The following is a 14,408-nucleotide window of genomic DNA, read 5'->3' on the forward strand; positions in this document are numbered from 1 at the left end:
GACACTATCCCATAAACTGTGTAAGTAAAAAACAGGGGCTTCGGATTTGCTTTTAAATTCGGAGCCTTTTTTCAAATATAGCCAAAAATTGATTCAAAATAATTCCCCAGTTGTGAATTGGCATACCCCATTTCTTGGTGGCTTCGTTGATTGCTAAATAAACGGACTTCATTAGTGCGTCATCTGTGGGAAACGAGAGCTTATTTTTGGTGTACTTACGGATCTTTCCGTTCAGGTTTTCAATCAGATTCGTCGTGTAAATAATCTTTCTAATTTCGAGAGGAAAATCAAAAAAGACGGTTAGTTCATCCCAATTGTCTTCCCAAGAGCGAATAGCGTAAGGATATTTCTTACCCCATTTAAGGCTAAAGTCTTTGAATGCGGCTTCAGCTGCTTGTTTGGTAGGAGCATCATATATGTGTTTCATATCGCGCGAGAACTCTTTTTTATCCTTCCAAACCACATAGCGACAAGCATTGCGAATCTGATGAACAACACAAATTTGCGTTTGAGATTCAGGAAAAACTGCTCGGATTGTTTGCGTGAAACCGTTTAAGTTATCTGTTGCCGTAATTAGGATATCCTCAACGCCACGGGCCCTTAAATCCGTTAATACCCCCATCCAGAAGCTTGAACTCTCATTTTTTCCTAACCACATTCCAAGTACCTCTTTGCGTCCGTCTCGATTTAATCCAATGGCTAAGTAGACTGTTTTGTTTACGACCTTGGAATTCTCTCGAACCTTAAAAACAATCCCATCCATCCACACCACTAAGTATACCGCATCAAGTGGGCGATTCTGCCAGGCGATAGAATCCTCCACAATTCGCTCTGTGACACGTGAAATAGCCGAGGTAGATAGTTCGAACTGATAGATCTCTTTAATCTCTTGTTCGATGTCACTCACGCTCATTCCTTTGGAATAAAGCGAAACAATGAGGTTTTCAACACCTGTAGAATACCTGCTTCGTTTAGGAACCAGTATAGGATCAAAGCTGGATTCTCGGTCTCGTGGAACCTCAATTTGGGTTTCTCCAAATTCAGTTTTAATCACCTTTTTCTGCGTGCCATTACGAGCATTAGAACTAGGTGTTTTTTCGTACTTGTCGTAGCCCAAATGAGCATCAAGTTCTCCTTCAAGAATCTTCTCCAAGCCTCGCTTGTGAATATCTCGTAAAAAAGCTTGGAGTTCTTCTCCAGTCTTAAGTTGCTTTAAGAAAGCATCTGTTAATGAATCTTGTGTTTTCAATTCCATCTCATTAATGTTTAAATGTAAAAAAAAAATAGTGAAGGCCGAAACCAACACTATTTTTCACTTACACACTTTTTGAGATGGTGCCAAAAAAACCCATTACCTATTACCTTTTACCTTTTACCTTTTACCTTTTACCTATTACCTTTTACCTATTACCTATTACCTATTACCTTTTACCTATTACCTTTTACCTATTACCTTTTACCTATTACCTATTACTATTTACCTATTACATCAAAACCCTTCTCTACCTAATCAACTTTCGATAATTTTCCGTTCTGATAGGATCCAATAGACTTAAATAAGCAAAAGCCGATTGCCTTTGAGTAGCGCTTGCTTCATCCATGATTGAAAAAATCTCTTCTGATTTAGCGTCGAAAAATATGCGTATAGAAGCTGCTCCAGGTCGAGTTTGATTAATTTGTCGTATTTCAGTCAATAAGTCAATCATACCCTCACGTGATTTATCTGGACTTTCATAAAAGGTATCCAACAAAATCCGATGATAGGTATAAAAGACTTCGCGATAGCCTAAAAGCTGTTGATTTAACATATTTTCAGCAATAGCCACTCTACTTCGGATATCACTAACAGTTCCCCATCCAGAACCGGCATTTTGAGCAATGTTTGTCAGATTATACAATTTTTGAACAAAAAAATCGCCGCCCATTTTACCAAATGAATCATAATGAAGCGCTAAAGCCAAATTGGCATAATAAGCCATCATGGAACTTAAATTATCATTGAAACTATTATCATTATAAGTAATGGGGGAACCTTGTTGGTATTTAAAATTGAAGCTTTTATCAATCATATTCAAAATGACCGTTTCATAAGAAGTTCCATAAACGGGGCGTAAAACTTGTACACGGGCATTCGCTTCAAAATCACCTTGAGAAGACGCTTTGGTCAACAATAAATTGATATTTAATTTAACTTTCTCTTCTTGACCAAAATTATCGGTAGACCATCTGCGGCCGTTGATAAAATCTTGCATGACTCTTTGTAATTCAGCATAGATTTGAGAGGCGCCTCGTTGTTGATCCAATTGCAATTGTTCTGTATTGATGGTAACAGTCGCTTGAATTTCTTGTGAAAAGACGCCTTGTAGACTAATTACCCAGAAAAAAAGAGGAAGAATGAATAGTTTTCGAAAATTAGACATAAAATATTTATTAGATGGTAATAACGAAATAAAACAAATATCGTAAAAATATAAAAACCGATGTTTTCAGAATTAAGATGACCTAACTCATTGAAACATCGGTTTTAAAAATAACTATTGATTATTTAGATTCAGTTCCTTCTTCTCGAACTCTAAAATCAACTTTATCAGCAGTAAACTCATCAATTGCTAATGAACTTGGTTTAGGCAAACGTTCGTAATATTTAGAAATTTCAATTTGCTCACGATTTTCAAAAATTTCCTCCAAATTATCAACTGAAGACGCAAATTCAGATAATTTATTGGACAATTCTTCCTTCATTTTACTTGAAATTTGACGAGCTCTCTGAGAAATGATCGAAATAGATTCGTATACATTTCCAGTTTTTTCAGCTATTTTATCAACATCACGAGTTATGATGGATGGATTCGTTTGGGTCTTAGACATCTCTATTAAATTTAAGAATGCAAAAATAGATTATTTTTTTTGAATATACTACTGAGGGCTTGTCGCAACTTTGGAAGAATTACTTGACTTTTCTTTTTCAAGAGATTCCTTGTATTCTGCTTCCAATTTTGAAATTCTATCTACCTCTTTTAAACTTTTGCTATACAAATCCTCTGTAAGTTTTATATAAGCACTTTGGGGATACTTATCCACCAATTCCAAATAAAATTTTGAAGCATCTGAAAAGCGTTCCTTTTGTTTCGATTCAATGGTACTTTGCGCCAAAGCATATTGTGCGATAACCTTGTAATAGGCCATTTCTTCGTTGTAATCGGAATCAGGGTATTCTTTTTGAAAGTTGGTAATTTCAATGACAGATGAACGTAGGTTCATTATATTAAAAGGGGAAGTCTTATAATACAACTTCGCTTTTTCATAGGCCTTACGTTCTAATTTTTTCCGAAGTTCCTTAATAATATTATTACACTCTTCTTTAAATTTTGTATCCGGATAATTATTCAGATAGCTTTGAGTCTCGTTAATAGCCGCTAAAGTCCCAGTTTGATCTAAATTATAATTAGGAGAATCTTTGTACATGGAATAGGCAGCCATATAAATCGCCTCTTCTGCGTATTCACTTCGTGAAAACACTTCAGAAAACTTTTTAAAATGACTATTTGCCAAGGTATAATTCCCAAGTTCAAAATCACAATAAGCTTGGTAGTAGGTTGCCAATTCTTGTGTGGAATCGCCTTTCATCAGCGGCAAAATCTCATCTAGCAAAATTCCGGCTTTATCAAATTCCTTCTTTTTGTAATAATCTAAAGCTGCTTTGTATTTAACAGGCAAACTTGCGCTCTTACGAAATTTCTCAAATTTACCACAAGAACTTAGTCCCAAAAGGACTACAAAACCAATAAAAATATATTTTTTAATCATCATAAGCTTGCAAAGATAATCATTATTTTCGGGCTAACAGAAATTTATCACGCTTTACTAAATTGTAAATGATAGAGTTGCGCATATAAGCCTTCTTTGGCCAATAATTCTTCATGATTTCCACGTTCTTTTATTTCACCTTTATCCATTACTAAAATTTGATTGGCATTTCGAATAGTCGATAATCGATGCGCAATAACCACAGCAGTTCGTCCCTTCATTAAAGTTGCGATGGCATTTTGAATCAATATTTCCGATTCCGTATCCACAGAAGAAGTAGCTTCATCTAAAATAATAATCTTCGGATCTCTTACCAAGGCTCGTACGAATGAAATCAATTGCCTTTGACCTACACTCAGGGTTGCTCCTCTTTCCATCACTTCATACGCATAAGCCCCTGGCAATGAACAAATAAAATCATGCACCCCAACAGCCTTGGCGGCAGATTCGATTTTCTCTTGAGTGATGCTAGGATCACCAAGATGAATATTATAAGCAATGGAAGAACTAAACAAAAATACGTCTTGCAAAACGATGGCAATGTTTTGTCTTAGGCTACCAATTTCATACGAAGGTAAAGGAATCCCATCTATGCGAATTTCGCCTTCTTGGCAATCATACAATCGACTCAACAAACCAATAATGGAGGATTTGCCTGCACCCGTGGCACCAACAATTGCTAAAGTTTTACCTGATTTGACTGAAAAACTAACCTGTTTAACGACCCATTCAGGTTCATTATAGGCAAAAGTTACCTCATCGAATTCAATGTTTCCTTTAATATCTGTTCCTAAAACATTTCCATTATTTTGAATAAATTCATTTGAATCTAAAAGCGCAAATATTCGTTCCGAAGAAACAATACCCATTTGTAAAGTATTAAATCGATCTGCTAACATTCGAATTGGCCGAAAAAACAAATTGATAAACATTAAAAAGGCAGTTAATGTCCCTATACTTTGTTGTTCTTTTAGGATAAATGTTGAGGCCGTCCAAACGACTAAACCAGTACCTATGGCTCCAATAACGTCCGCCACTGGAAAGTAAACAGAATAAGCCCAAATACTTTTGATATTCGCGTCTCGGTGTTCCTTGTTTATTTCTTTGAATTTTTCTAATTCGCGATTTTCAGCATGAAACATTTGAACGATCATCATGCCAGAAATATGCTCTTGAACAAACGAGTTCAAATTTGCCACTGCTAAACGTACCTCGTTAAAGGACTTTTTAATTGTTTCCTTGAATACATAAGTAGAAAAAACCATGAAAGGAACCGTAGCCAAAATGATTAATGTTAACTTCCAATCGGAATAAAACATTACGCCTACAATTAAAAACAATTGCAATAAATCACCCGCGATGGAGGCCAACCCTTCTGAAAAAACCTCATTTAGGGTTTCTACATCAGAAACCGTTCTAGTCACCAAACGACCAATAGGATTCGCGTCAAAAAAGGATAATTTCAAATGAACAATTTTCTCATACAATTGAATTCGAATATCACGAATGACGGTTTGACCGAGATGTCCAGCTAAATAACTTGTTGAAAACTGAAGACTCGTCTGAATAATTAAAACAAAAATCATCCAGAAAAACATTTGTAAAAGTGATTGATAGGAGGATAAACTCACAAAATGATCTAAGGTATATCGAATCATCAAGGGAATAACCGGCGAAACACCTGCCATGCACAGGATTAAAAATACCAATCCCCAAAATCGAAAACGATAAGGTTGGATAAAACTATAGATTCGTTTTATAATCTTAAAATCAACTATTTTACCACTGGATGACTCTTTTGATGACATGTTAAATAAGTTCTTTTTGTTCCAAATTTTCGGAAATTGATGAACAAGAACCACAGCCTTTGGAGCAACCTGCAGCATTTTTACCCCAAAACTGAAGATAAACCATACGGCCCAAATAGAAAAGAGCACCGGAAAAAACCAACACAATCAATAAAGTTTCCATTTTCAATGCATTGTTTATTTAAACCATTCTTCTTTAAATATCTCTACAAACTCAGGAAAAATAGGCCCTGCACCAATAATTTCACCTTTGAAAATAACATCATCTCCACCCGAAAAATTAGTAACTACTCCCCCCGCCTCTTCAATCAATATTTTACCTGCAGCTACATCCCATGGTTTTAAATTAGCTTCAAAAAATCCTTCAAAACGACCACAAGCCGTGTAAGCTAAATCAATGGCAGCAGCCCCCATTCTTCGAAGTCCATGACTTTTTCGCATCAAATTTTTCAATAAATCGATGTAACGATCTTGATAGGAAAAATCATAGTAAGGAAAACCAGTTGCCAATAAACTTTTACTAAGGTCTGCCTGATTGGAAACATGTATAGGTGCACCATTTAAAAAAGCTCCTTTACCTAAGGCAGCTGAAAACATTTCATCCCGATTTGGTTCATATATAATCCCCAAAATTGGTTGCTTATTAAAAATCAAACCGACTGAAACTGCATAAATAGGTAATTGGTGTAAAAAATTAGTTGTTCCATCCAATGGATCAATTACCCAATAATAACCATCTCCAACTTCATCGTATACATTGGAAGTTTCCTCTGCAATAAATTCAGCTTCTGGAAAAATGGCATTTAATCCTTTTTTTAATTTGGCCTCAGCTTCCCTATCTACATAAGAAACTAAATCGTTTTTGCCTTTGTAGATAATATCATTCAATTCAATTTTGTGTACGACGGATTGAATCCATTGTCCTGTTTCCTTGATCAAAGGAATTGAATCTTCTAATATTCGAGCTAAATCAGCCATTCTTAATTATTTTACGACTTTAGCCACTTTTTTGGGACCCGCAATCATATCAATCATGATCTGCTCAGTCTCTTTTAAATAGGCATCTTTGGCATGCTTATCTTTTGGTTTATCGTCCTTTTTTTCTTCTTTTTTATCAGAAACTGCAAGACTTTCAGTCGATGATGATGAGGCCAAAGCATCCATAACCGCTAAAGATTCATCTGGTTTTTTCTTCTGCTCATCTAATTCCTTTTTACGCTTTTCCAATTGTAATGCGATTGAATTTTGTTCTTTAAGCTTTTTCCAACGTTCAAAGTCTTCTTTTAATTTAATTAATTCAGGCTTGGTTTTCAATCTGAATTGGAAAGCAGATTGAAGTTTATTCAATAATTCTTGATTTACATTCGATGTGATTTTATAACTAGTTGTCGGAATCATATCCCATGGCAAAGCACTTGGTTGAGAACTTTCGCCAAATTCTTCTGCTGAAAATGCGGAAGGTAAAGCAAAATCTGGGCTAACCCCTTTATGCTGAGTTGAACTACCGTTTATACGATAGAATTTTTCCAAAGTAATTTTCAGTTGGCCAACTTCGTCTTTTTCATCATTCAAATAATTGGATAGATCGACAACCGATTGAACCGTTCCTTTACCGTAGGATTGCTCTCCGATGATAATTCCACGTTTATAATCCTGTATCGCTGCCGCAAAAATTTCACTTGCAGAAGCAGAAAAACGATTGATCATGATGGCCATCGGTCCATCATAGACTGTATCTGGATTTTTATCTATTTCTTGAGAAATACGACCATCGGATTGTTTTCTCTGAACAACAGGACCTTGAGAAATAAATAAGCCTGTTAAATCCACCGCTTCGATCAAGGAACCGCCTCCATTATTTCTTAAATCAAGAACCAAGCCATCAATTCCATCTTGCTTGAATTCATTTAAAAATTTACGTACATCGGCAGATGTTGATTTGAAATCTTGTTCTCTTTTTCTAGCGCCTTCAAAATCGCGATAAAACATCGGTATGGTAATCAGGCCTAATTTGTAGGGTTTACCATCTCGCTGTAATAATAAAGTTTCCTTTTTAGCGGTTTGTTCTTCCATTTTAATCTTCTCACGTACCAATCGTACCTCAGAAGTTGGAGATCCTGTTACTCCAGATGCTGGCAATAATTTCAATCGAACAACTGTTCCTTTGGGGCCTCTAATCAATTTCACTGCATCATCAGTAAACCAACCAATTACATCCACAAAAGTACCGTCATCCCCTTGTGCAACCCCTACAATACGATCTTTGGGATTAATCAACTTACTTCTAAAAGCAGGTCCACCAGGAACTAGGTCTTGAATTGTCACATAATCGCCTTCTAAACGCAGTGTTGCACCAATACCTTCGAAACTCTGAGCCATGTCTTTATTAAACTCTTGAGCCGCTTTGGGGATCATATATGAAGTATGTGGATCAATACTTTCTGTGTAGGCGTTCATGAATATCTGAAATACATCTTCTGATTTGGTTTTAGCGATGTATTTTTCACTTCGTTTGTACCGTTCTTTCAACTCCCGAACAGCGGTAGTATCGGCTTTCCCTCCAATCTTCCAATCCAACAATTGTCGCTTAATGTCTTTTCTCCAAAAATCATTTAATTCCTCTTTGGATGTTGCCCATGTCGCTTTATCGCGATTAGGCGAATAATTTTCATCCAAGGTAAAATCCTGTTTTTGATCCAAGGTTGTACGTATAAAGGCAAATCGCTCCTTCATCCGAACTTGGTACAAATTGAAAATTTTAAATGCAGAAGTAAGATCCCCTAAATTCAATTGCTCATCAATGGTGTAACGGTAATCTTCTAAATCTTTGATATCGGAAGCCAAAAAATACACCTTATTAGGGTCTAATTCCTTTAGATAGGCATCATAAATTTTCGAAGATAATGAGTCGTTTACGGGTATTTTGCGGTAATGATAATTACTTAAAATTCCGTAAACTAAGCGTTCTACTTTTTTTTGAGTGGCTGTTGGTTGTAAATCACCCTCCTGATAAATGGTGGTGGCAATAGAATTAAAATCAGATTGACTTTTTCCATGCAAAAAAAGCACTACCAATAGGGAAAGTGGGATTAAAATAGGAAGGATCTTTTTCATACAGCCTTTAAAAAATATTATTTCTCAATAGAAATTAACTCAACATCAAAAATCAAGGTAGAATAAGGTTTTATTTTTTCACCTGCTGCCCTTGTACCATAAGCTAAGTTTTGTGGAACAAATAATTTCCATTTTGACCCTACTGGCATCAATTGCAAAGCTTCAATCCAACCCGGAATCACACCATTAACTGGAAAAACGATTGGCTCACCTCTATCTAAAGATGAATCAAACACTGATCCATCAATCAGGGTTCCATGATAATGCGTTTTCACTTTATCTGTTGCCAAAGGTTTTGGACCATCACCAGCTTTAATAATTTGATATTGTAATCCACTAGGAAGGGTTACAACACCTTCTTTTTTCTTATTTTCCGCTAAAAACTTCTCACCTTCAGCTTTGTTAGGTAAAAATTGTTTCGCTTTTTCAGCCGTGGTCATTTCTTGTAATTTCATCATGTACGAATTAACTACGCCTTGGCAAGCTTGCTCACTTATCACTGGAACTTTTCCAGAAAATACTGCAGCTAAACCTTTTTCAACCATTTTAGGATCTAAGGTCACTCCTTGCGATTTAAAATTTTGTGCAACTAATACACCAACTGCGTATGAAACGGAATCTACGACAGTAGAAAATTCTTTAACAGGAATTTTAGAAACAGTTAAAGCGACTTTAGTCTTCATTTTTGGTTTGGTTTGCGCAAAAATGGTTTGACAAGTAAATACGGTAATCAGGGTTAAGATAGAAACCAATTTAATTTTCATACGTGATATCAATTAATAGTAAGATGATTTTAAAATTCATTCATAAACAAAGTTTCGAAGTTACATAAATATTGGTTTCAAATAGAAAATTAACATGATTTAACTTGATAATATTTCGTGTAAAATGGGTCTTTCTAAAAAAAGTCTTACAAATGCTGTCATTTTTTGCAAAAGTTATGGGAATAATGAAATTTCATAACTAATTTTGCACCCGAAATTTTATATTAATTAGTATTTAATAAACTTCAGTAAACACCATTTTTATATGGCATCAGTAAGACCAGACGAAGTTTCAGCCATCCTTAGGGAGCAATTATCACAGGCTAAAACCCAAGCAGAATTAGAAGAAATTGGCACTGTACTCCAAGTGGGTGACGGTGTGGCTCGTATTTACGGCCTTTCCAATGTACAAGCAGGAGAGCTAATCGTTTTCGAAAACGGTTTAAAAGCACTTGCTTTGAACTTGGAGGAGGATAATGTAGGAGCTGTACTCTTAGGTGAATCGACCCTTGTAAAAGAAGGCGATACCGTTAAAAGAACCAACTTAATTGCCTCAATCAAAGTTGGTGATGGCATTTTAGGTCGTGTTGTGAACACTTTAGGTGAACCTATCGATGGTAATGGACCTATAACAGGTGATCTATACGAAATGCCTTTAGAGCGTAAAGCTCCGGGGGTAATTTTCCGTGAACCCGTTACAGAACCCATGCAATCGGGTATAAAAGCGATTGATGCAATGATCCCAGTAGGTCGTGGTCAACGTGAATTAGTCATTGGTGACCGTCAAACAGGAAAAACAGCTGTTTGTATTGACACAATTATTAATCAAAAAGAATTTTACGAAAAAGGAGAACCCGTTTTCTGTATTTATGTAGCAATTGGACAAAAAGCAAGTACGGTTAAGCAAATCGAACAAACACTTCGTAAAGCAGGTGCGATGGATTACACTGTCATTGTTTCAGCTTCTGCTGGGGATCCTGCTCCAATGCAATTTTACGCTCCATTTACCGGAGCAGCGATCGGAGAATTTTTCCGTGATACAGGTCGTGCAGCTTTAGTAGTGTATGACGATTTATCTAAGCAAGCAGTTGCTTACCGTGAGGTTTCTTTATTGCTTCGTCGCCCACCAGGACGTGAAGCATATCCAGGAGACGTATTTTATTTACACTCCCGTTTATTAGAACGTGCTGCTAAAATCAATAGTTCGGATGAAATCGCTCGTTCAATGAATGATTTACCAGATTCGATCAAAGGCATTGTAAAAGGTGGTGGTAGCTTAACTGCATTACCTATCATTGAAACACAAGCTGGAGACGTTTCAGCATATATTCCTACCAACGTTATTTCGATTACGGATGGTCAAATTTTCTTGGAAACCAATTTATTTAATGCGGGTATTCGTCCAGCAATTAACGTAGGTATTTCGGTATCTCGTGTAGGAGGTAATGCTCAAATTAAATCCATGAAAAAAGTAGCAGGTACTTTAAAATTAGATCAAGCTCAATTCCGCGAGTTAGAAGCGTTTGCGAAGTTTGGTTCTGATTTGGATGCTTCTACCAAATTAACCATTGAACGTGGTCGTCGTAACTTAGAAATGTTGAAGCAACCTCAATTTGCTCCACAAAGAGTTGAAGATCAAGTTGCTATGATTTATTTAGCTACCACAGGATCATTGGATAAAATCCCAGTGAACAAGGTTCGTGAATTTGAACAAGATTTTATCAATGTGTTAAGAGCTACTGAAAAAGATACATTAGATGCCTTAGCCAAAGGAAAATTTGATGATACTTTAACAGCAACATTGAAAAAAGTAGGTAAAGAAGTTTCAGCTAAATACGAAGTTTAAATTTAAATTTTATGGCTTCCTTAAAAGAAGTAAGAAATAGAATCGTTTCGGTTAATTCCACTCAGCAAATTACCAAAGCCATGAAAATGGTTTCAGCGGCTAAGTTGAGAAGAGCTACAGATGCTATCGTTCAGATGCGTCCATATGCAAAGAAATTAGCCGAAATGATCACTACTGTTTCAGCAAGAACAGAATCTGCCAATGAAAATCCATTTGCAGAAGTTCGAGAAATTAAAAAAGCGTTGATTATTTTAGTAACGTCTGATCGTGGTTTATGTGGTGCTTTCAATACCAATGTTGGAAAAACAGCTATCGCATTGATTCAGGAGAAGTATGCTGATCTACATCAAAATGGCCAACTAGAGGTTTTAACTTTAGGTAAGAAAGGTGCTGAATATATGTCTAGAAGAGGCTATAAATTAAACACCACTCACACTGAAATTTATTCCAAATTAAATTTCACCAACGTGAAAGCTATTGGAGAGGAAGTGCTTGAAGCATTTACTAAAAAGGAATTTGATGTAGTTGAGGTTATTTTCAATGAATTCAAAAATGTGGCAACCCAAATTATTCGCACAGAACAATTATTGCCATTAATCGAAAAAGAAGAAAATCAAGCAACTGCCTCTTCTGTTGATTATATTTTTGAACCGAATGAACAAGAGGTAATCAATGAATTAATTCCTAAGTCGATCAAATTATCCATTTTTAGAGCTTTATTAGAATCGAATGCATCCGAACATGGTGCTCGAATGACGGCTATGGAAAAAGCGACTGAAAACGCAGGAGAATTAATTAAAGCACTAAAATTAGAATACAACCGTTCTCGTCAAGCTGCCATTACCAAAGAGATTTTGGAAATTGTGGGTGGTGCAGAAGCTTTATCAAACTAATACATATGAAAAAGGCATTACTTGTTATTGCATTATTAGGATTTGGATTGACGAATTACGCACAGGGCATTAAAACTCCCGCACCTAGTCCGAGCCAAACAATTAAACAAGATTTTTCACTTTCATTTGTAGAAGTGAATTATTCTCGACCAGCAGTTAAAGGCCGCAAAATTTTCGGCGACATTGTTCCTTTTGGTAAACTTTGGAGAACAGGTGCAAATAGCCCTAGCAAAATAACCTTTGGTGAAGATGTAAAAATTGCTGGACAATTGTTGAAGGCCGGTTCTTATCAATTGATCTCCATTCCAAGTCAAAATGCTTGGGAAATTATTTTCAACAAAGGAACGGATGGTGTTTTCAACTATCATCCAGAAGAAAATGTGTTGAAGGTTTCTGTACCAAGTTCAACACTTGCTCAAACAGTTGAAAGTTTCACCATTCAATTTGCGAATATTTCATCGAATAAATTAGATATTCAAATTGCTTGGGAAAAGACACAAGTGAATATTCCAGTAGAAACAGAAATCGATTCCAAAATTTTAGCTAATATCGCTAAAGTGATGTCACAAGATTCTAAACCCTATTTCGAGGCAGCAAGTTATTACTTTGAAAAAGGTATTCAACTTGACAAAGCGCTGGAATGGGTAAATAAAGCGAATGAATCGAATCCATCTGCTTATTGGCAATTTCATTTAAAAGCAAAAATTCAAGCTAAATTAGGGGACAAAACAGGTGCGAAAGCAACTGCCTTAAAATCAATCGAATTAGCGAAAGCTGGTAAGAATGATGATTATGTGGCTTTAAACGAAAAATTGATTCAGAGTTTATAATTATTGAACTCTTTTACTAAAAAAAGCCTTTCTAACCAGGAAGGCTTTTTTTAGCTATCATTAAAAAGGAAAAAACGTGTATAGTACTGACGAAGAAAAAGAAACCGCTGTATTGGTGGCTGTAAGCACCCAAAAGCAAGATGCTGAAAAAACGAAAGAATATTTAGCTGAGTTGGCTTTCTTAGCGTCAACATCCGGTGTAATCACCTTGAAAAGTTTTACCCAAAATCTAGCTAAACCCGACAATCGAACCTACGTAGGAAAAGGAAAATTAGATGAAATTATCAGCTATGTGATCGAAAAAGATGTTGATATGCTGATTTTTGATGATGATTTAAGTCCTTCGCAAGTAAGAAATATTGAATATTCTATTCAATTACTCGGAAAAGAAATGAAAGTCTTGGACCGAAGCCTTTTAATTTTAAACATCTTCGCTCAAAGAGCTCAAACTGTTCAGGCGCGTACACAAGTTGAATTGGCTCAATACCAATACATGCTACCTCGTTTAACTAGAATGTGGTCTCACCTTTCCAAACAAAGAGGAGGAGTAGGTATGCGTGGACCTGGGGAAAAAGAATTAGAAACCGATAGACGTATTGCCAATGATCGGATTTCCTTACTCAAAGAAAAATTATTAGCCATCGATCGACAATCTTACACGCAAAGAAAAAACAGAGATCGAATGGTTAGAGTATCATTGGTTGGTTATACCAATGTTGGAAAATCGACTTTAATGCAAAAACTATCTAAATCGGATGTTTTTGCAGAAAATAAATTATTTGCCACCGTCGATTCAACTGTCCGAAAAATTGTTTGGGATAGTATCCCCTTTTTACTGACGGACACGGTCGGATTCATTCGCAAACTACCTACCCTGTTGATCGAATCATTTAAGTCAACTTTGGATGAAGTGAGAGAAGCCGATATTTTATTACACATTGTCGATATATCTCACCCGAACTTTGAGGAACAAATTGAAGTCGTTCAAGGAATTTTGAATGAAATGGGTATTGGAGACAAGCCTACTATTTTGGTCTTTAATAAAATAGACCTTTACAAAGTGGAGGACGTTTTCTTTGAGGGAAGTTTTGTTAATGAAAATGGTGAGGTACAAAAAAGTAAAATGGACCGAGTAACGGACTTTTTGAAAAATACCCATTGGCAAAGTAATCAACCGCAAACCGTTTTTATTTCAGCTGAGCAAAAAAGTAATTTAGTAGAGCTTCGTGAGGCCATCATGAAATTAATCAAAGAAAAACATTATCAAATTTTCCCTAATTGGATGAATGACAATCACTTACTAGGACATAGTGACGGTGTCATTCCAGAATAAATTTATTTAACAC

General features: G+C 35.9%; 13 protein-coding genes. 4 read left to right on the plus strand and 9 right to left on the minus strand.

The window, feature by feature from the left end; translation table 11 throughout:
* Positions 1 to 52: 52 nt before the first annotated feature.
* From V7S76_RS07465 to V7S76_RS07505, 9 genes are all read right to left on the minus strand, one after another.
* Positions 53 to 1,249: an IS256 family transposase gene (locus tag V7S76_RS07465; RefSeq protein ID WP_459508595.1), complete on the minus strand. Its 1,197-nt coding sequence runs from the start codon at positions 1,247 to 1,249 to the stop codon at positions 53 to 55.
* Between the two features lie 253 nt (positions 1,250 to 1,502).
* Positions 1,503 to 2,420 carry a type IX secretion system protein PorD gene (porD, locus tag V7S76_RS07470; RefSeq protein WP_459509440.1) on the minus strand — a complete coding sequence of 306 codons (918 nt, stop codon included), beginning with the start codon at positions 2,418 to 2,420 and terminating at the stop codon, positions 1,503 to 1,505.
* Between the two features lie 121 nt (positions 2,421 to 2,541).
* Positions 2,542 to 2,868, minus strand: coding sequence for a DNA-directed RNA polymerase subunit omega (locus V7S76_RS07475; RefSeq protein ID WP_459509441.1), 327 nt, complete (start codon positions 2,866 to 2,868; stop codon positions 2,542 to 2,544).
* Between the two features lie 48 nt (positions 2,869 to 2,916).
* On the minus strand, positions 2,917 to 3,810 hold the full coding sequence (locus V7S76_RS07480; protein WP_459509442.1) for an outer membrane protein assembly factor BamD: 894 nt from the start codon (positions 3,808 to 3,810) through the stop codon (positions 2,917 to 2,919).
* Between the two features lie 44 nt (positions 3,811 to 3,854).
* The gene (locus V7S76_RS07485; RefSeq protein ID WP_459509443.1) at positions 3,855 to 5,615 is read right to left on the minus strand and encodes an ABC transporter ATP-binding protein; all 1,761 of its coding nucleotides are present in this window, start codon (positions 5,613 to 5,615) and stop codon (positions 3,855 to 3,857) included.
* 1 nt (position 5,616) lies between these two features.
* Positions 5,617 to 5,778: a FeoB-associated Cys-rich membrane protein gene (locus tag V7S76_RS07490; protein WP_459509444.1), complete on the minus strand. Its 162-nt coding sequence runs from the start codon at positions 5,776 to 5,778 to the stop codon at positions 5,617 to 5,619.
* Between the two features lie 14 nt (positions 5,779 to 5,792).
* Positions 5,793 to 6,593, minus strand: a complete 801-nt coding sequence (locus V7S76_RS07495; protein ID WP_459509445.1) for an inositol monophosphatase family protein — start codon at positions 6,591 to 6,593, stop codon at positions 5,793 to 5,795.
* A 6-nt stretch (positions 6,594 to 6,599) separates the two neighbouring features.
* Positions 6,600 to 8,729 carry a carboxy terminal-processing peptidase gene (locus V7S76_RS07500; protein ID WP_459509446.1) on the minus strand — a complete coding sequence of 710 codons (2,130 nt, stop codon included), beginning with the start codon at positions 8,727 to 8,729 and terminating at the stop codon, positions 6,600 to 6,602.
* 17 nt (positions 8,730 to 8,746) lie between these two features.
* The gene (locus tag V7S76_RS07505) at positions 8,747 to 9,493 is read right to left on the minus strand and encodes an FKBP-type peptidyl-prolyl cis-trans isomerase (protein WP_459509447.1); all 747 of its coding nucleotides are present in this window, start codon (positions 9,491 to 9,493) and stop codon (positions 8,747 to 8,749) included.
* Between the two features lie 265 nt (positions 9,494 to 9,758).
* Between V7S76_RS07505 and atpA the strand changes: the two genes are divergently transcribed.
* The 4 genes from atpA (at position 9,759) to hflX (ending at position 14,395) form a co-directional block, all read left to right on the plus strand.
* Entirely contained in the window at positions 9,759 to 11,339 is a 1,581-nt protein-coding gene (atpA, locus tag V7S76_RS07510) for a F0F1 ATP synthase subunit alpha (protein ID WP_459509448.1), read from the plus strand.
* A gap of 11 nt (positions 11,340 to 11,350) precedes the next feature.
* Positions 11,351 to 12,232 carry an ATP synthase F1 subunit gamma gene (atpG, locus tag V7S76_RS07515; protein WP_459509450.1) on the plus strand — a complete coding sequence of 294 codons (882 nt, stop codon included), beginning with the start codon at positions 11,351 to 11,353 and terminating at the stop codon, positions 12,230 to 12,232.
* Positions 12,233 to 12,237: 5 nt separating this feature from the next.
* The gene (locus V7S76_RS07520) at positions 12,238 to 13,062 is read left to right on the plus strand and encodes a DUF2911 domain-containing protein (protein ID WP_459509451.1); all 825 of its coding nucleotides are present in this window, start codon (positions 12,238 to 12,240) and stop codon (positions 13,060 to 13,062) included.
* Between the two features lie 76 nt (positions 13,063 to 13,138).
* The gene (gene hflX, locus V7S76_RS07525) at positions 13,139 to 14,395 is read left to right on the plus strand and encodes a GTPase HflX (protein ID WP_459509452.1); all 1,257 of its coding nucleotides are present in this window, start codon (positions 13,139 to 13,141) and stop codon (positions 14,393 to 14,395) included.
* The last annotated feature ends 13 nt before the right edge of the window (positions 14,396 to 14,408 follow it).

Source organism: Aquirufa sp. ROCK2-A2, assembly GCF_054558485.1.

Coding starts and splice junctions, on each gene's coding strand:
- porD (WP_459509440.1), bottom strand. CDS start 2,420: ATGTCTAATTTTCGAAAACTATTCATTCTTCCTCTTTTTTTCTGGGTA.
- V7S76_RS07475 (WP_459509441.1), bottom strand. CDS start 2,868: ATGTCTAAGACCCAAACGAATCCATCCATCATAACTCGTGATGTTGAT.
- V7S76_RS07480 (WP_459509442.1), bottom strand. CDS start 3,810: ATGATGATTAAAAAATATATTTTTATTGGTTTTGTAGTCCTTTTGGGA.
- V7S76_RS07485 (WP_459509443.1), bottom strand. CDS start 5,615: ATGTCATCAAAAGAGTCATCCAGTGGTAAAATAGTTGATTTTAAGATT.
- V7S76_RS07490 (WP_459509444.1), bottom strand. CDS start 5,778: ATGGAAACTTTATTGATTGTGTTGGTTTTTTCCGGTGCTCTTTTCTAT.
- V7S76_RS07495 (WP_459509445.1), bottom strand. CDS start 6,593: ATGGCTGATTTAGCTCGAATATTAGAAGATTCAATTCCTTTGATCAAG.
- V7S76_RS07500 (WP_459509446.1), bottom strand. CDS start 8,729: ATGAAAAAGATCCTTCCTATTTTAATCCCACTTTCCCTATTGGTAGTG.
- V7S76_RS07505 (WP_459509447.1), bottom strand. CDS start 9,493: ATGAAAATTAAATTGGTTTCTATCTTAACCCTGATTACCGTATTTACT.
- atpA (WP_459509448.1), top strand. CDS start 9,759: ATGGCATCAGTAAGACCAGACGAAGTTTCAGCCATCCTTAGGGAGCAA.
- atpG (WP_459509450.1), top strand. CDS start 11,351: ATGGCTTCCTTAAAAGAAGTAAGAAATAGAATCGTTTCGGTTAATTCC.
- V7S76_RS07520 (WP_459509451.1), top strand. CDS start 12,238: ATGAAAAAGGCATTACTTGTTATTGCATTATTAGGATTTGGATTGACG.